The sequence below is a fragment of the Bartonella sp. AD13SXNS genome (assembly GCF_042196465.1).
Taxonomy (GTDB): domain Bacteria; phylum Pseudomonadota; class Alphaproteobacteria; order Rhizobiales; family Rhizobiaceae; genus Bartonella.
Map to the genome: position 1 here is coordinate 1 of NZ_JBHIQI010000018.1, position 17,229 is coordinate 17,229.

Genomic DNA, 17,229 nt, shown 5'->3' on the forward strand with positions numbered 1-17,229 from the left:
TTTAAAGAATTGATGATTTTTGCGATCTTTTTTAGAAACCAGCGTAATGAGAGAGAAAGTCTGCCGTGAGAAAAAGATAGCTTTCCTTCACCATCTAGCTTGAATAAAATAGCTATATCGGGACTATATGATCCAAGTGAAGTATCACTTGTAAACCACCTAGGTTTTGGCGTAAACTTTTACCTCTGCATTATTCTCAAACGATTGTGCAAGGTCAGATTCAATATCTGAATCATAGACAACATGATCATAGGCTAATTTATCAGACGCAATCATATTTTTGTTCAAATATCTAATCAACTCTTCATTTGCAAAAAGCTCTTGTGAATAAAAAGGTACTAAAAATAAAACACGCTTATTTTGACCCCGCAAGAGCTTCTGCTATCTTAAGACTAGTAAAGCTCTTTACTGTCCCACACACTATAATTAGCTTGCTACGGTCTGCTTTTTAATCCCTCACAAAAGCTGTAGGCGTTTCTTTTTGATGATCTAAGGGGTCTTTTCTTTTTTTTTAAGGACAACATCTTCTTTTTCTTCAAAAGCACTTCAGTCGATTTAACTGTTTTCTAGATCAAAAGGATTAATCCGTTGAATGCGTATTTCTAGTCCTTTACAGGTATTTGAAAAGCGTTATCACTCCACTCTGTTTCGGTACTATCGATAAGAATTCGACAAGTGAAGATCTTTTTCCCAGAGGTTGCTATAAAAACTATCAATATCTTCTTTTTGATCTGATGATTTGTAATGAAGCATTATCCATATTATATTTGTCCGTCTATATCACATCCAAGACACATCCTTTCCAATCAGCGCTGCTATTTTAGACAAAGTCTTTTCAATATCATCGTATTCTTTACAAGGGGGATTTTAAATTAGACTTCATTCCAGATGGGGCACAATGCAAATGCTACGGAAGCAGGAGAAAACAGGTGTAACGCGTAAACGCCCATAGAGCTATGCTTGAGGAGATGGGGGCACTCATAAATCTTCCTCCGCTTAAAAAAATCCAATGCGGTGCTAATGAGGCATGCCACTAAACATTTTTCCTTCTGAAGAAAACCAGCACTATCACACATTTTGTTAGCTTCCCAATGTTACGACAGATCTTGGCACTAGAGACGGTTCATAAGAGCTATTTTTACTCCTGTCTTGTACATTTTATCCATACAGTTTGCTCCGCTTATAATGTGCAAGTAGGTGATTGTGATTGATTCAATATAAACAGGTTTGAAATAAGAGAATCTTACGATATTCGAGGTTCTAATTCAATATGAATAACGCTAAATTATCTATATAAATCAATTAATTGTTATTTGATGATAAGGCAGGAGACCAATGGGTAGCATTTGCAGCAGAGCGGTTTATAAACATGCAAAAGCCAATAAAAGAAGCCCAATGCCTCTATAGACAGTACAATCTTTATGCAGTGCTACAGTACCTCGTTATAGAAGATCAAATGCTACCATATCTTGTGAATTCATTACCCGTTGTTATTAATGTTCTTAGGAAGTATTTTCATTAGAGGCTTTTTCTTCATCAGGTTTATCATTATGTGAATATGCATAGCCAATAATAAATATTATTACTGAGATTATTCCTATCGTTATGCTCCAACAAAAAATCGCCAAAAATATAGGTATTGCACAATACATTTTAACTAGAAATCCAGGATAGCTGTTAATATCTTCCATTGGAGGATCGAATGTGAATGGGATCGCAATAATAGAACATATTATCGCTGTACAAAACAATATTCCTGCTATAATGTCCGTATCAGAATTCCAAATGGGAAGCCATGGAATAAACCATAAGATAAACAGTGGTAAAAATAATGCAGTGCTGTATGAAATTGCCTCTTCCCATGTGTTTCCGTTTGATTTAAGGTTATAAATTGTAATTAATGCCATAAACGCTATTATTAAACACAAGCTATATATAAATCCTAAGAACTTTGCTCCTATTATTAATAGAAAAATAAGACCTCCAATCATAGCGGCACCTATACCGTAGCCAATTATAGCACATAAAGCTTCCAGTATAATTCCAATAAGTGGAAGTAATAGTAGAATACATAAGATAATTAATACGATTGTCATGTTTATTGCTCTTTCATTGGTTTTATTGGAATTATCGTTAACTGATTCCCTTTTAAATTATCAATATGTGTTATTTTTATATTGACAAAGTGTATCAAATCGTATTTAATGACATTGCTATACTTAGGCGTATTTTGTCTAATGAAGGTAAGGTACAGTTTAAAATCCCCGCAAATGCGGTTTTTTTATTATCTGGAGGGTGTATTTTATGACATCACAAAATACACAGAAGACTCCACAACCGATTTAAAAGCGTATACCACCAAAGGCAGGTTATGGGCGTGCCAAAGGCATTCCCAATAATGCACATTACATGTAAAAGGAATATTAAGATCAATAGATTGAGTAAATTTGTTTTATAAGAATCCACACTTTTATACGTGATTCATTTAACTATTTTTATAAATAATTGCCATGTATGAGTAGACCATAAAAAGCAAATTATGATGCAAAGGTTCAAATGAAATGAAAAACAGCTATCATTCATAACTGTTCATAATATGTTTTATCGTAAAAACTCGATAGTCACTGTTCTGTATTGTATTCTTTTGACAAATGCTTTTCTTTTTGATTGTATCAAAAAGTTTAAAGAGAAACTGTGTTAGGATATAAAATGTTTCGTTCAGATATTTTAAAAAATAGTGAAAAATTTGGCACCCTTTGTGTTGGTTTTGATCTGGGCCATAAAGTTTTGCAATTATGGAATTTAAGCTGTGATTATAAAGGTTTAAAAGATTAAGGCTGTATAATTTTATACACCGTTGCAAATGTTATTGATAGGGCATTCACATAAAAGCATATCATAAATCGGAATTTTTCTCTTGAGGCGATAAGAAGAGGGCTAGGCAAAACAGTAAAAATGCAGCGATAGAGAAGAGGAAGAATATGAGATATGTTTGACTTAAGGAAAGGTGTTGCTCTGTTAACGAATGTAGCAGAAAGCCAGCAAATACACCCCCTAAGGCTCCACCTATTTGCTGTAATATGCGTGTGATAACGGCTGTATCTTTGACGTATAAACTGTTGACATATTGGATGGGAGCAGACAAACATACAATGGTGGTGATGCCAAGCCCTACGCCTCTTAGCAAGAATCCAAGTCCATCCATGCTTATATTATAGCCGAAGCATAATAACCCAAAGCTTGATATCACCAAACCAATTCCTATCATGAAAAAGGGAGATTTTTCTTTCCACTTTTGGTAAATAAATTTCCTTCCAATCCATGCACCCACTCCTTGCAGAGCTAGGACTGCACCGATGATGAGAAGGCTATTTTCATGGGCTTGTTCCATGGCAATGGCTAGTGGGAAATAAACGAGGAAACTATAAAAAAGAAATGAAGCAACAAGCCCCATGATCATGAGCAATGTATAGCGCGCATTTTTAAATCCGCTAAAGATGATTAATTTGTTTTTTGCTTTCTGATTAGAAACAATGAATAATATGAGAGATATCACTGCTATAAGTGCTAGGATAAAGAGGGCGTTGTGGTTATTTATATTTCTGGCTTCTGTGAGGTAAAAAAACGAGAGAAGCGATATAGAAAATGCTAAAAATGCAAATAAGTTAAATTTTGTTTTTGTTGTTTCGTTGCTCTTTAAATGTTTTGCTCCAAGGGTGAGTGCCAATAAAATAAGCGGAATATTAATAAAAAATAACAAACGCCAAGACACATACTGAGCAAATGAAGCTCCTACCAGCGGTCCAAAGGCAGGAGCAAAAACCGTTGGTACGGCTATGGTGCCCATGGCTTGGCGCACTCGTGTCTGCCCAAATTGTAACGCAATAATGGTTTGGCTAAGGGGTAGCAAAAGGCCTGTCCCAAACCCTTGAACAATACGAGCAGATATAATGGTTGGAAAATTATAGCTTAATCCTACCCCCAGTGAGCCAAGCATAAAAATGAAGCTTGCAAGGAGCCAAGTTCTTTTTATACCTATTCTTCCTTGCACAAAAGCGGACATCAGCAGTCCTGGAACGGTTGCTAGAAAATAGGACGTGACAACCCATTGTATATTATTTCCTTCCACGGAAAAATAACGCGCAAGGTCAGGAAGGATGACATTGACAATGCTCCCATCCAGCAGAGGAAGTATGCTGGAAATAATGACGGTATATATGACATATTTTTCTGATTTGGTATAGGAATCTACCTTTTGCATGATTATGCTCCCTAAAGATATTCTTTAAAATATTGCTTCCCCCCCCCATAAATCACAGAGTTTTAAGAATGAACACGCATTTGTGATATCTGCAATTTTGATATTGGAATGAATATGATTGGAAGTGCTGATGGTCCCCTTGTGTATAACCCGCCTTTTTCTCTAGAATTAAGCCATCAGTTAAGCTGATATCAATGAGTTTATCGAGGAGTCTATTCGCTGTCAATTCAATCTGTATGAGAGCAAAAGCAGAACCTAGACGTGCATGCTTGCTCCAAAGGCTCAATGGTTTGCGGTCCTTATGAGATCCGCCCCAGTTTTACTGCCCCGTTTACGTTCTGGTATAAAATGATTGGGGTTCATAAAAGCATCTGGATCACGGTTAGCTGCTTCAATCATGCAAAAAACAAGAGAGTTGGCTGGTAATGTGACTCCTGCGAACTCTATTGCTTGATTGGTCTGGCGTGGTATAAGCTGAATGGGAGAAGTCAAGCGCAGTGTTTCTGCGATTGCATCGCCAAAAAGTCTCCTATCATTTTGGATTTTTTCTCATTCATTTGGGTGTGTGAGGAAATGATAAAAAAGATAAGTTCATGTTTTATCGGCAGGTTCTATGACGGCTAATAACATGTTAAGGACGAGCGCAACTATTTCAGAAGTTCTCATACCGGTGCCACCATTTGTCTTCTGGCATAAAACAGAGATTAAATTTTCTAATGCATTTTTGTCCCATTCTTTTATAAGTGGTGTTAGATAAGAGATGATATCTTTGCTGCACGATAAGCTGAATTCTTTTTCCTCATTTGATTGGTTTAGGCTGGTGACAAAAGATGCAACTCCTCTATGCCACATGGATATATCCTTGTAGCGGTCTCTTAGGTTAGCCTAAGACCATTAATGTAACAAGTCCGCTATAGTCTTTACCAAATTCATTTATAATATCTATTTTCCCCTTTGGAAGATGTATCATGAGAAGCTGGTCTGTTGTTTCTTCAATAATTTCAGTATAGCGTGTGCGGAACATTTGCCCAGTAAGCTTTGAAAGTATGATGTGCCACTTGCTATGGTGCTTATGCCCTTCCATTTGGGTTAAGACGCAATCCACTCCTTACCGGCTCTGCCCGAATGGCTAAGCGTGTTGTTGTAAAGCGGGTATCCTTCAAAAGTGCGCTGACATTTTCATAGTGGCCAAAAAAATAAGCTTTAAGATTTTCATCTCAAAGAACAGAGTTAGAAGAATGTATAGTTTGGTATGCGTTGTATGGATTTTTTTGGAAATTTTCGCCCATAACGTTGAATTAAATAACGTGGCGCATTATTCATCCTGCTTGGATTTTTAATGATAAATTGGCTCGTTTCATAAGTTTTCGTCCATAACGAAATAATTCTGTATCCTTGCTGCTTGTAAACACAGAGAAGTTGTTCGCCATTGAGCAACAATTCTCCAACAAGGACATTCACGATGGTAGGCTAAAACTGAGTTCTCTCTATTAAGTAAAGATGAGCTATTTACGTAAAACAGTATTTCATCAAGAATATATTCAAGAGAAATATTAGTTTTTTCCAAACGCTTTATTTTTTTAGTTGATAATCCTACGCTTTTTCTCGATGCCCAACTGCCTAGATTGAGATTTGCGTGTATGATTCACAAAATTTTGAATTTCTTCGTACAAAAGTATTAAAAAGAGCAATTAGAAATGCGGAGCAATGACAAGGGGAACAAATGTTAAATAAATCAAAAATTGACTTATCATTAGAGAATAATTTTTGTTCAAAAGTAAGTTTTTTACCAAAATTGTGCCCTAAAATGAAGGTTGTTGATTTTTCAAATGGAGTATCTACCGTTAATTCAACATTTTCTTCAGATACATTCAATATTATCTCTACTAAAAATTTACAAGAAACGATACATGTAGACTAAGCAAAGTTCATAATCGATCCCTTTAATACACAGAAACTACCTTTAGCTTGATGGATTGGACCTCATTCATTTCATTACAAAGTGAATGAACTTCTCTTATCTATCGGCTTAGAGCATGTTGAAACAGAGGTAAAAATGGCAGACTTCGCTCAAGATATAGATTCCATATTCCTTCTATGCTGGACAACTTCAAAATAAAGAAAGTTCAATTACTTCAAGATTTTATAAATTATGGAAATGTTATGACGTCAGTATTCGAGCCTTTTGATGAGGAGGCGGTAATATTTTATGAAACAATAGGTGGTTGTTATAAAAAAGATTCTGATGTAGAAATGTTCGTTGGTTCTATAAATAACAATCCTGTGGTAATATGTTTTTGTATTAAAGCGGATAGAATTGGTGGCGTGTGCCAGAGTTTCAGAAAAGAGGTATTGGGACATTAATGACAAAAATTGCTATTGAACATTTAAAAAGAAGGCAATGTCGTGTTATTGGTTTTCAAGCTTCTTAACGAGGGAATTGGTATTTATAAAAAATTGGGTTTTATAAGTTTTGGTGAATTCAAAGTTTATTCCAATAAACACATAGTAGTTTAGCTATGAACTCTTTTTTGTGCTAATCTAATCTACAAGAGAATTTATTATTTTTAGTAGAACTCAAATATGGACAACTAATCTATACGATAAAGGAAATTTGGCCAATCCCCTTTAGTACTGATAGTGAAAAGCTAAAATCAGTTATTATAAATATAATTGTTTCAAGTGACTCACTCAAATTTTCTTTCTTTTATGATTTTCAGGATAATTATCTTAAAAAAACAGATATCTATCACAGATCCAATTTAAACAAGTGAAAATTTTCTATTTGATATGACTGTCAGTTTACTGTTTGTTTCTGGTTTTTATGAAGAACTAGAACGCAAACTTATAGCTTGTAATTTTCATTGTGTTTGTATTGAGAGAAGTTAAGAATGCGAAATGATTTTTCTAAATTATAAGAATTATGAATATTGTAATCATATGCCTCTTATACAGGTAAGCTCCTTTTTTGTTTTCTTTTCTGCTTTTTTAGTAACTCTAGAAAACCGATGTACTTTTACAGATCAAAAATTTCATTAGAGTTAGGGCAAATTCGCTTCATGGTATCGGACAATTGAGAACACTTAACTGAACTGGAAGCTGTTTTCTTAAAGCCTTGTTGGTGGAGAGCTTAAGATTATGGATTCTTCTTTTTGTAAATGAGATTAATTGTATTTTAAATAAAACTTGAATAATTTTTACATCATAATATTAAGAAAAGTTATTTGTAAGTCATTGGAAAAAATAATATTTTAAGCTATTTATTGCGAAAGAATAAGTTTTTCTGTTATGCTAAGGTTATAACCAAATTTGCTGTTTCACCTCTCACTTTATCATCATTTAACTCAAATGAATGTGAAAAAGAATCTCAAAAAATATCTGGTTGAATTCTTCAAAATATAAATAGATGTATATTACAATCACTATTCTATCTTTTATCCTAGCAGATCAGTATTTTAAAATAGAAAATTTCTCGCCTTTTTTCTGTATAATTGCTCTCATAAATTTGAGTGTTTTTTGGGTATAAAAAAATTTCTATATGCTGATATTTAAAATGCAGACTTTCATGACAGGATTTTGGAAAAAAAGATATGTTTTTTACTGTAAAAGGTGTAATCTATGCATAGAGATCAGTATTTTTAAACGAATTTCTATAATTTCAAGGTCCAAATTCTGTAATTTTTAAAGGATGCGTTGATATTTTCCTCCATGGCGTTGTAAAAAACCTCTCTCAACAAGAGTGCGTCGTAATCGGGCAAAGTCTATCGTAAAGAGGTTGCATATCTTGGAAACTTCCATTTCGCTATAGATTTTTCCCATTTGAAACGCTTCACCAATTTTTGATAGCATCTCTTCTGTTTCTAAATAGCGATCACTAAAATTTTCCATATTTCGTCCATTTTTATCTTCTAGCGCTTGCCACAATGTATCGATTGCTTGAAATCCTTCTGTTGTGTTTTGAATAAGTCCGAGGTTCAAAAGGCGATTGATGGATTTGTGAATGGTTTTGGCATCTGAATCAATATGTTGGAGGATATCAGTAAGATTTTTTGCACCAAGGATAATGGCAGCATAAACAGCGCGCAGGGTAGGAGAGGTCATGGCAGAAATGAGCGAACTGCGTGTGTAGCGTTTGTGAAGTGCTTCTGCTCCCATGGGCAAAAGATCATTGCGAATGGGCAATTCATTGATTTCTATAAGTTCTTCTTGTAGTGATTGTGCGCGTACAATTTGTTCGGCTGGGGTGCGTTTACGGATGATGCCAAGACCACTTTGGCGATATTTGTGGTTTTCGGGGAGTGTTAAAGCCTCATAGGAATCATCAAGCCGATAGAGGAGTTCTTCCCAGATAGGGGTTCTAACGCGTCGAACCCGTTGTTCGCCATTAAGAGCAATCGTTGTGGTCATTGTTGGTTCATGCAGACAAAGATAACCACCAGCGGTGATATGTTCCCAAAGGGTTATAACAAATCGTACATCATCTGCTGGCGTTCCAGCATCAAGCCAAGCAAAATCTATTGGCGCCCAAGATTTGAGAGTTCTTTCATCAAGAGAGAAAAAATTTTCATTGATAAATGTTACAGTATCTTTTTCAATGCCATCTTTAAGAAGTTCTTGCCATGCTTCTTCTGCTGATTGACCTTCTACTGTAAAATCATCAATGGTGATAAGCCGAGGTTCATAATTCTCAGGAATTCCTGAAGGGTCAAGCAAAGCTGTTCGTTCTTCCCAAATGGCGGATTCTAGAAGCTTTTTATCCTGTTGCCATGCTTGTTTTGCTTTTTGGAGTGCTCTTGCGATAAAGCGCGTACTATCACCAGCACCGATTTCAATGACTGTGCGTGGTCTTGCCATTTGAATAAGCGCATAAATGAGCTGTGCACTATTTTCTGTTCCCATGCCAGGTCTTATCAGCTGCATCTTTTTATCCTTATAATTTTATCAATCGTAGCATTCCTGCTTTTACAAGAAACTTTATTGAATCCTCTAGCGGGTGTTGAATGTGCATTGGTGTGGTGGCTTGCTTTAAGAGATGTTTTGTTTTTTCATGAAGCCGGATTGTACGCCCATTGAGTTGATTAATGGCAAGACTGCCAAGAGAAGAATCTATGATAATACATGTTGGCTCTCGTAAAAGAGCGGTTGCATCATTTTCTGAAAATGCTTTTTGATCTGTTTCGATGAGACCGTGTTGTAAAAGTGATATCAAAAGACTTCCAGGGGCAAGAAGAGTATCATTGAATTGTATTTCTCTCAGTGATTGGACAAGGCAGCTTTCACGAAGTGCTTCAAATGTGGGAAAGTCGAATCCGCCAAATGTCGCTCCTTTTGTAGAAACAATGGTGATGGGTTGTATTTGCCGTTTGCCAATGAGTGCTGGTTTGTTTTTTATTATTTGTACATCTTTTGCCCATTGAACGCGTGATAAAGGATTGAGTTCACGTGGGTAGACAGCGAAAGAATTGATGGCTATGGGCGGCGTTGGTTTTTGCAATTCAAGTGTGTGGGAGCTCTCATGACAATCATGTCGCATATAGTCTGCCAGTTGCCACACATAGCCGCCTGTTCCATTGTAAAAGTTTAAGCCTATAGGATCTTGTTGCATGATGTTAAACCGGTTTCTATTTTGCTATAAACTAAATTTGGGGAACGGTTGTTAGCTCTTCCACACTCAAGAGTGGTTCATCAAAGTCTTATTGGTTGGTGTGGGGTTATAGGGGAGATACAACGATTTTATCGAGAGGTGATTGTCATGCCATTTTTGGGTTTGGGTTGCCTGAGAGCAAAGATAGTAAAGTTCGTTAACCATTATCATATTCCTTTTTTTGCATAGTGCGGTTTATGATAAAGCCTAATATGCCTGTGATCATGGTGGCGATGCCAATGATAAATAGTGTGCTTTGGGTGTGATGCACTGTTACAAAACCGGCTCCTAGAAAGCCAAGGCACACCGCTGTTTGTATGATAAAGATATAGGCAGGCATTTGGTTGTTTCGGTGTTCTTTCTGAATGGCTTTCATCATAAAACTTGCCATTAGAGCATTTTGTACGCCGTTTGCACCCCCAAGGATGAAAAATGACAGCATCATTAACCATACAATATGTGTTAAGGAAAAGCAGAAAATTGCAAAACCAATTATTGTAGCGGCAAGTGATGCACCAGCGGCATTGCCAAAGCGGTGGAAAAGGCTGGAAAAGCAGAGTGGTCCGACGACGAGCCCTAGACTTATCATACTTGCAATTATCCCGTAGGTTTCAGCGCTTAAATACAGTTCGGTGCGGATGCGGACAATCGATAAGACGTTGAGAGCAGAGGTGAGGATGATGGTGATGATGAGGGGTGCAAGAGCATAGACAACATTTTTTTTATGCAAGAGCCCTCTTAAGTCTAGTCCCTTTTTGGCTTGCTGTGTTGTGGTTGTTGTTGGCACATGCATGTTTAAACTTTTAAAACAGAAGAGAGTGATAAAGGTTGCACAGAGAACCATGATGGATAGTGCAAAGAGCCCTTTTTGCCCGTTTGAGAGACCATATAGTACACCTCCTAACAGTGGTCCTGCAATGTAGCCGAGATTACGGACTGTTTGGATAATGCGGTTGATACAGTCTAATTGCTGATCATTTTTTGCGAAGTCAGGTACAGCAACAAGGATAGCAGACCAAAAGAGTGAACCAGCACACCCTAGTGCAAAAGAAAGGGCAATATAAACCCAAAATTGGTTGGCGATTGCGGCAACAGCTATGAAGAGTGCTTCAAACAATAAAACAATGGGTACTGTTCGCGCTGGTTGGAAGCGATGTAAGAGACGTGGTGCAATTGGTCCGGCACAAATTGCCCCGACAAGCCCTGCAAACAGCAGCATTGAAATAGATGCTGTGCTTTCTGCTAAGTGGAGAGCAAATGTAACTTGTGCTGTTTCATCGGCAAAGCTGCTCAAGCCTAAAACAAGGAAAAGCCCCATTTGGGTGACAATCATGGATTTTTTCTTTGTCACAATGCTCCCCAAGATGCCAAGGCTTTTACGGCTTTTAAAATTTCCTGCTGTGCTGTGTCATGTGGTTTATCATTTAATTTTGCTAGATCTAATTTTTTTCCTGATGAAATTTGAGAAAGGAAATGTTCTAGATGAGAGCTATACTCAAAACTGGCGCAATGCCCATTTGCTGCGATGAGGAGTTCTTTTGTTTCTAGTAAGGGCACCCATTGGAGGGTTGCAGATGCGCGAAGAGTGATTTCATTTTCAATTTCAGAAATGTCAATAAGGGGGCGACCGATGCATAAACGTGAACTTGTATCACAAATTAATTGAGAAACCAGCATATGGCGTTTTAAGGTACCATTTGCGATGGCGGAGTTTAGTGCAGAGTGTTGAAAAGCATTATCAGGGTTTAAATTTGCTCTTCCTGATGCGCGGATATCATGTCGCGTTCGATCATCAAGATGGAGTAAATGCGTGACATAATTTTTATGATGTTGTGCATCGTGTGCTGTTTCCCAAAAGGCAATATTGATATTTGCCGCGATATTTTTTCCAGTTTCAGCAACGTGGAAAGCATCATGGGGAAAGTAGGCAACACGGTCTGTACGGTTTTGCAGCGCAATTGCTGTTGATTTATGCGCTTCATATTCAGGATATTTTAGCCCTTGGAGGTCTTCTCGTGTACTGGGCCATGCAAACATTGTTTTGCCATCCTGTAGAGTAAAACCAAAATTATGAGCGTGATCCACATGTATCCCAACATGGGTGGAGGAATATCGGCCGATGAAGCAGTCAATATCTACACGTCCACCAGGTCTAAAACCTAAAGAATGTGCTAATTGATCTGCAAATTGTTTTGCCACATCCCATAGAACAGGGGTTGCAGCGTATAATCCATAATACATGACCGCCCATTCTTGTCCTTCGGCATATTGGTCAACGCGGGCAGTATATTCTTCTATAGTTCTATCCGTATCTAAAACAAGAAAGTTTGAAAGAGGATTTGGACTCCGCACTCCATTAACCACTGTTACTACTTCGGATTTAGGATTAAGAGCTAAGAGTTTATGAGGATGTAGAGCGTATTGTCTTAAAGCATGCAATACATCCCTTTCATTGAAAGGGATGTATGAAATCGACAACTCAGCTGCTTGCTTAGCCCAAATTTTTTGAGAAAAGCCCTCTGAAAATAACTGAAACATGCACTTAAATAAGCTTAATTTTTAAAGATGGATGGATAAGCAGATTTGCATCAACAATACATCATTAAACTTCCAGCGAATCATTCATATTAAGCTCATCAAGCTCACTTTGATAAATTTGAATATCGTTACGCTGTGCATACTTAGTAAGCATTGCAGTTGGCACAACTTCATCATCAGCCAATTCAATAACATTTTTTACTTTATTAAGTGAAATATTCATATATTTCCCCCCTTATAGTTGATAAAAAAATCACTGATAACCAAAATAAAAAGATTACCACTCGTTTCACCTTAGCATGGATTTTATTTTTGTCAAATACAATGTTGATTGCAAAGAGCATTTTAAATAAGAGGGCTGAATTTTAGAGTGATCAAGAAGATTTTGACAAAAAAGCTGTACGGATTGTACAGCTTTTTATTGGTTTTATACTTTCTGAGTTATAAGTTTTTAAAGCATGAAAAAGTCTTTGCGGCTTCTGTACCCATAATAACCAAAAACGCTGGAAATGACGGCACCGATCAAGCTTCCTAAAAATCCCCACCATCCCATATTGGAGGCTGTGTTCGTGACTTTCGTGGCTGTGTTTTTGGCGCCCTTAACAGCATCTTCAAGATTGTCAGAGAGTGTTTCAGCTCGTTCCTCAAGGGCTTTTATGGCTTTTTCAGTTTTTTCCTCTGCGCTCTGGTAGAGTTGAATGGCATGGTTGGCGGCTGTTTGTGCTTCCGCACGTGTCATACCATCCTTCATAAGTGCATTGATGATATCGCTTCGATTAAATTTGGCTGTGAGATCTTCTACACGATCAGAAAGGCGTTCGCCAAGATTTTTCAAAGTGGTGCGATAGTGAGACGGATCATTTTTAAAAGCTGTTATTGCAGAACCGATATCGTTGAGGGCTGCCTGATAGGTTTGTTTTAAGCGATCAGCATTGAGAGCTGGAATATCGCTTTTATTGAAAAGAGTGCGTAACTCATTGCCAAGTTGGTCAAAATTGACTCCATTGTCACTTTTTGTTGCAAAAAACTTTTCAAGACTTTCACTGTTTAAGTTTGACAGTAGGGGGGATATGTTTGTTTTAAAACTGTCTACAGTTTGTTGTATCGTGGAACTGTTTTCTAGGGCGGCTTTAGCCCCTATCTTTGCTGTACTTGAAACCACGTGGATGGCTTGGAATGTCATAAGAAGTGTTATGAGAGCCCAGGTTAAGAACCCATGAAGAGCTCCAGCCGTTTCAGCAAAACGCCCAGCGATAAAGCTACCACTTGCCAGACTTATGAGCATCACGATAAGTGAGCCAATTCCCATAGAAAGAAAGGACCCTCTAAAAGGGGAGGAGGAGGTGAAATCCATTTGGCTTAACCCCAAAGCAGCAATAAGAAAAGAGAGACAGATTGAGGTGGCAAGAGCTGTCACCAGTCCAGCAAAGATCGCGGACCATGAAATGGGTGTGTGAAAGAATGAATACTTTTCTTCTAGAGATGTTTCTCCTAGAAAATTGGTATCGAATGGTGTGTTTTCAGGAATGCGGGTTTCCATGTTTTATCTCCTTGAATATGCTGGAGATACAATGTCTTTTTGCGAATTATGTTCCAAAGTTTATGGTCCAAAATGGATAAATAGCCGCTAAAAATGGAAAAGAAAACACTTTAAACAAATGTTTGTTATGAGAGATAAAATGTTCATATATGCTTCAAAAAAATCTCACTTATGCTTGAAAAAAAATGTGTTTGTGTGATCATTTTATCTCTTATGAGACAAAATAAGTATTAATTGTACCTTGTGTCGTGGGGGTGGAAGACGCGGTTCAAGCTGTTGTTTGTGCTGTGGGATGTGGGTGTATGCAGGGCTGTAAGATCTCAATTGCCCGCTTCGGTTTTTTCCTGTTCATGGGGACTCATTCAATTGATAGGCTCTTTTATCAAGATGGGGGCTGTTAGTCGTGGTTTTTCTGCAAGCTGGCGAGGGCTATTGGCTGCAGGGCGTTCATTGGGGTTAATGGCAGCAGGGCTTGGTGGGAATGCGCTGCGTCTTCTTCGCCCAATGACTTTACTTGTGGGGGCTTTACGAGGGATAGCCGTTTCAGGTGCGGCATTTTCTGCCTCTTTTGGTTTTATTGGGACAGTGATCGAAGTGGTTGGGGCAGGTATTGCCTCTGTTGTGGGAGCTGTTTTTACTCCAATAGGGGCTGTTGTTGCAGCTGTGGTGGCGGTCGTCCTTGCTGCTGGTTTTGCTTTGTAGAAATACTGGGACCGTTTCTCTTCTTTTGTCAAAGGTTTTGCACGGGGGATAATACGGGCTTGGGGGCAAGCCTTTGAAGCCGTTATGCGTTTTTTGGTGCTGATACTACCACTTGAAGATGCTTTTGCCAATATCGGGCTTTCCCGCGAAAAATTCATGCAAGATCTGGACAAAGATGCCACCGGCACCTTGGTGCGCTTTTTTAATGTGTTGGGTAAATCCGAACAGGGGATGCGCTCGCTGATTGCCATTGCGGGGCGCGATTTTACCGGCGATTTTGCCAAATTGGTGGGTAACCCCGAATTGTTAGGGCAAGCTTTAGATTATGTGAAAGATCCACAAGTCTTTAAAGGCTCTGTAGAGCAAGAAGCAGACAAACAAGCAACCGGTGCCATGCGGCAATTTGAACTCTTACAAAACCGCATTGTGGCTCTGGGCATCACCATTGGTGAAGTGCTTCTGCCCCCCCTCAACAGTTTGATGGAAAGTGTTGGCAATTTTACCAATGGGCTTATGGCGTGGGCGAATGCCCATCCCACTTTAACAAGTGCCATTATCAAAACCATTGCCGCTCTGATGGCTTTTAATATTGCTCTACGGGTTTTGCGCTTTACCATGGCTGGCACACGTCTTGGGCTTCTTCAATTGATGGGCTCTTTTATCAAGCTTAGAGTACTCAGTCGTGGTGTTGCTGCAAGCTGGCGTGGCTTAGCAGCCGCAGGGCGCTCGCTGGGTTTGCTAACCGCGGGTCTTGGGGCAAGTTCACTCCGACTCTTACGCCCCATGACCTTGTTGGTCGGGGCTTTACGGGGGATTGCTGTCTCAGGAAGTGCATTTGCTGCCTCTTTTGGTTGGATGGGGACAGTGATCGAAGTGGCTGGGGCAAGTCTTTCCTCTGTTGTGGGGGGTATTTTTACCCCGATTGGGGCGGTCATTGCTGCTGTTGTGGCTGTCATCCTTGCTGCTGGTTTTGCTTTGTGGAAATATTGGGACCGTTTTTCTTCATTTGTCAAAGGTTTTGCACGGGGGATATCTCGGGCTTGGGGGCGTGCCTTTGAAGCCGTCATGCGTTTTTTTGGTGCTGATACTACCACCATCACCAAATGGAAAAACATCATTGCTGCTGCTTTCGACTTCTCTTCCCATTGGCAAAAGTTTAAACAAGGACTTTCCTCTGTTGTCGAGTGGTTTGGCAATTTGTGGGAGGGCGTTAAACAAAGCTTTTCCAACTTTTGGCAATGGTTGAAGAGTTTTTTTACACAGGAAAAGCTCTCGGAGAGTGCCAAGGCTGGTATGGAACAAGCGGGCGAAGATCTGGCTAATTCGATTGTCGATGGCTTTATGTCGTCTATCTCACAATTGATGGATTTTTGTAAATCTTTGCCTAGCCGCATTAAGGGGTGGATTGGGTCGATTGATGTAAGAGAGTTTTTGCCAAGTTTTTTGGGGGGTAAAACAGCCATCCAACCCATCGTGCAATTTGCGGGGGCTTCTCCTGTAAATTCATCTGCGAGAGAGCAAAGAGACAAAGACCGTTCCCCCATCACACACAATCAAAATGTCACAGTGCATGTTAATGGGGCGCGTGAACCCATGGCCACTGGTCGCGCGGTTGCCCATGCTTTGTGCAACGGGCACGCGCTAATGCGCTGCATGGCGGGACAGAATAAGGGGAGGGCGTCTATGAGAGATCCTTTGCTGATGTTAGGACCACATCTCTTTTATGTGGACTGGCTGAATTTCCAATCCTTTGAGGAAGAGTTTTCTGCCTCATGGGTTTGCCTAGAGCGTTTTGGTGAGGCACCCGGTTTGCAATTTACCGGTTATGGCAATGACCCCAAAACCATTCATGGGGTGTTGTTTCCAGAAGAGTTTGGGGACCGTGCAGCCATTGATGCCATCACTAGAACCATTCGTGTTGCCAAGCCTGTTCAGATGATCCGTTGGATGAGTGACAATGGCTATAGCGCCATTCTCCATGGATCAGTGGTAATCACCAGTGTCACGAAAGATCACGACTATATTAGTCGCTCTGGTCAATCGGGGCGCATTCGCTATGCCATTAGCTTGTTACCGTTTTTCGATGGTGGAAAACCGCAAGGTCAATATCAGGTGGGACAATACCAAGAGGGATATGGTCAATATTCCCAAGGAGGAGAAACGCCATGAAAATACCAGAAAATCACCTCGTGGTAGAGCTAGAAGATATGAGTCTTGATCTGATCTGCTTTCACCATGCCATGGCTGTGTTAGGGGACCGTTCTCAAGTTGGGGGACTAAATGGCTATTTAGAAGCCACACTGGAAGCCAATCCAGGTATTGCAGGGTATGGTGCTCTGTTGCCATGGGGCTTAAAGGTCATTCTGCCTGAGTTTGTCAGCCAAGAAAAGAACAGCGTGGTGAAAAGGCTATGGGATTAATGCGCACGCATCCTTTTATTGAGGTGAGGGTGGGGGATAAGCTTGTCCATGAGGTTTTTTACCAGCGTCTTTTAACCGCAACCATTACGGACCATGCCGGCAATGAAGCCGATACATTTGAAGC

At 39.3% G+C, this 17,229-nt stretch carries 18 protein-coding genes and 5 pseudogenes; 9 read left to right on the forward strand and 14 right to left on the reverse strand.

What is annotated here, in order from left to right; genetic code table 11:
• Window positions 1–159: 159 nt before the first annotated feature.
• Entirely contained in the window at window positions 160–276 is a 117-nt protein-coding gene (locus ACFIMQ_RS08315) for a hypothetical protein (RefSeq protein ID WP_375703812.1), read from the reverse strand.
• 57 nt (window positions 277–333) lie between these two features.
• Window positions 334–710, reverse strand: a pseudogene (locus ACFIMQ_RS08320) (hypothetical protein); the annotation flags it as partial.
• Window positions 711–1,315: 605 nt separating this feature from the next.
• Here ACFIMQ_RS08320 and ACFIMQ_RS08325 point away from each other — a divergent pair.
• Window positions 1,316–1,522, forward strand: a pseudogene (locus tag ACFIMQ_RS08325) (hypothetical protein); the annotation flags it as partial.
• On the opposite strand, the gene ACFIMQ_RS08330 reads toward ACFIMQ_RS08325, so the two are convergent.
• The gene (locus ACFIMQ_RS08330) at window positions 1,503–2,096 is read right to left on the reverse strand and encodes a hypothetical protein (RefSeq protein ID WP_375703804.1); all 594 of its coding nucleotides are present in this window, start codon (window positions 2,094–2,096) and stop codon (window positions 1,503–1,505) included. The pseudogene ACFIMQ_RS08325 and the gene ACFIMQ_RS08330 overlap by 20 nt on opposite strands.
• Window positions 2,097–2,709: 613 nt before the next feature.
• Between ACFIMQ_RS08330 and ACFIMQ_RS08335 the strand changes: the two are divergent.
• Window positions 2,710–2,832, forward strand: a pseudogene (locus tag ACFIMQ_RS08335) (orotidine-5'-phosphate decarboxylase); the annotation flags it as partial.
• Between the two features lie 64 nt (window positions 2,833–2,896).
• Here ACFIMQ_RS08335 and ACFIMQ_RS08340 read toward each other — a convergent pair.
• The 5 genes from ACFIMQ_RS08340 to ACFIMQ_RS08360 form a co-directional block, all read right to left on the reverse strand.
• Complete coding sequence (locus ACFIMQ_RS08340; RefSeq protein WP_375703805.1) at window positions 2,897–4,261, reverse strand: MFS transporter; 1,365 nt, start codon at window positions 4,259–4,261, stop codon at window positions 2,897–2,899.
• A 282-nt stretch (window positions 4,262–4,543) separates the two neighbouring features.
• Entirely contained in the window at window positions 4,544–4,753 is a 210-nt protein-coding gene (locus ACFIMQ_RS08345; protein WP_375616917.1) for a cytochrome P450, read from the reverse strand.
• A gap of 99 nt (window positions 4,754–4,852) precedes the next feature.
• Window positions 4,853–5,113, reverse strand: coding sequence for a hypothetical protein (locus tag ACFIMQ_RS08350; protein WP_375616918.1), 261 nt, complete (start codon window positions 5,111–5,113; stop codon window positions 4,853–4,855).
• 28 nt (window positions 5,114–5,141) lie between these two features.
• The gene (locus tag ACFIMQ_RS08355) at window positions 5,142–5,366 is read right to left on the reverse strand and encodes a hypothetical protein (protein ID WP_375616919.1); all 225 of its coding nucleotides are present in this window, start codon (window positions 5,364–5,366) and stop codon (window positions 5,142–5,144) included.
• Between the two features lie 252 nt (window positions 5,367–5,618).
• Window positions 5,619–5,828, reverse strand: coding sequence for a tRNA-dependent cyclodipeptide synthase (locus tag ACFIMQ_RS08360; RefSeq protein ID WP_375616920.1), 210 nt, complete (start codon window positions 5,826–5,828; stop codon window positions 5,619–5,621).
• Window positions 5,829–5,984: 156 nt separating this feature from the next.
• Here ACFIMQ_RS08360 and ACFIMQ_RS08365 point away from each other — a divergent pair, with 156 nt between their 5' ends.
• The gene (locus ACFIMQ_RS08365; protein WP_375616921.1) at window positions 5,985–6,182 is read left to right on the forward strand and encodes a hypothetical protein; all 198 of its coding nucleotides are present in this window, start codon (window positions 5,985–5,987) and stop codon (window positions 6,180–6,182) included.
• Window positions 6,183–6,424: 242 nt separating this feature from the next.
• Complete coding sequence (locus tag ACFIMQ_RS08370) at window positions 6,425–6,625, forward strand: hypothetical protein (protein ID WP_375616922.1); 201 nt, start codon at window positions 6,425–6,427, stop codon at window positions 6,623–6,625.
• Between the two features lie 1,317 nt (window positions 6,626–7,942).
• Here the strand turns inward: ACFIMQ_RS08370 and ACFIMQ_RS08375 are convergent.
• The 6 genes from ACFIMQ_RS08375 to ACFIMQ_RS08400 form a co-directional block, all read right to left on the reverse strand.
• Complete coding sequence (locus ACFIMQ_RS08375) at window positions 7,943–9,181, reverse strand: DUF2087 domain-containing protein (protein WP_375616923.1); 1,239 nt, start codon at window positions 9,179–9,181, stop codon at window positions 7,943–7,945.
• A gap of 10 nt (window positions 9,182–9,191) precedes the next feature.
• Window positions 9,192–9,866, reverse strand: a complete 675-nt coding sequence (locus tag ACFIMQ_RS08380; protein ID WP_375616924.1) for a hypothetical protein — start codon at window positions 9,864–9,866, stop codon at window positions 9,192–9,194.
• Between the two features lie 196 nt (window positions 9,867–10,062).
• Window positions 10,063–11,256, reverse strand: coding sequence for an MFS transporter (locus tag ACFIMQ_RS08385; protein ID WP_375703806.1), 1,194 nt, complete (start codon window positions 11,254–11,256; stop codon window positions 10,063–10,065).
• Window positions 11,253–12,383: a hypothetical protein gene (locus tag ACFIMQ_RS08390; protein ID WP_375703807.1), complete on the reverse strand. Its 1,131-nt coding sequence runs from the start codon at window positions 12,381–12,383 to the stop codon at window positions 11,253–11,255. The genes ACFIMQ_RS08385 and ACFIMQ_RS08390 overlap by 4 nt, the downstream gene beginning before the upstream one ends.
• Before the next feature lie 124 nt (window positions 12,384–12,507).
• The gene (locus ACFIMQ_RS08395) at window positions 12,508–12,666 is read right to left on the reverse strand and encodes a hypothetical protein (protein ID WP_375703808.1); all 159 of its coding nucleotides are present in this window, start codon (window positions 12,664–12,666) and stop codon (window positions 12,508–12,510) included.
• A 228-nt stretch (window positions 12,667–12,894) separates the two neighbouring features.
• Window positions 12,895–13,983, reverse strand: a complete 1,089-nt coding sequence (locus ACFIMQ_RS08400; RefSeq protein WP_375703809.1) for a DUF3792 domain-containing protein — start codon at window positions 13,981–13,983, stop codon at window positions 12,895–12,897.
• A 324-nt stretch (window positions 13,984–14,307) separates the two neighbouring features.
• On the opposite strand from ACFIMQ_RS08400, the gene ACFIMQ_RS08405 reads away from it, so the two are divergent.
• From ACFIMQ_RS08405 to ACFIMQ_RS08425, 5 genes and pseudogenes are all read left to right on the forward strand, one after another.
• Window positions 14,308–14,685, forward strand: a complete 378-nt coding sequence (locus ACFIMQ_RS08405; protein ID WP_375703810.1) for a hypothetical protein — start codon at window positions 14,308–14,310, stop codon at window positions 14,683–14,685.
• 156 nt (window positions 14,686–14,841) lie between these two features.
• Window positions 14,842–15,210, forward strand: a pseudogene (locus tag ACFIMQ_RS08410) (phage tail tape measure protein); the annotation flags it as partial.
• 1,158 nt (window positions 15,211–16,368) lie between these two features.
• On the forward strand, window positions 16,369–16,854 hold the full coding sequence (locus ACFIMQ_RS08415) for a phage tail protein (protein WP_375703813.1): 486 nt from the start codon (window positions 16,369–16,371) through the stop codon (window positions 16,852–16,854).
• On the forward strand, window positions 16,851–17,105 hold the full coding sequence (locus tag ACFIMQ_RS08420; RefSeq protein ID WP_375703811.1) for a tail protein X: 255 nt from the start codon (window positions 16,851–16,853) through the stop codon (window positions 17,103–17,105). The genes ACFIMQ_RS08415 and ACFIMQ_RS08420 overlap by 4 nt, the downstream gene beginning before the upstream one ends.
• Window positions 17,096–17,229: pseudogene (locus tag ACFIMQ_RS08425) on the forward strand (late control protein); the annotation flags it as partial. The gene ACFIMQ_RS08420 and the pseudogene ACFIMQ_RS08425, both read left to right, overlap by 10 nt.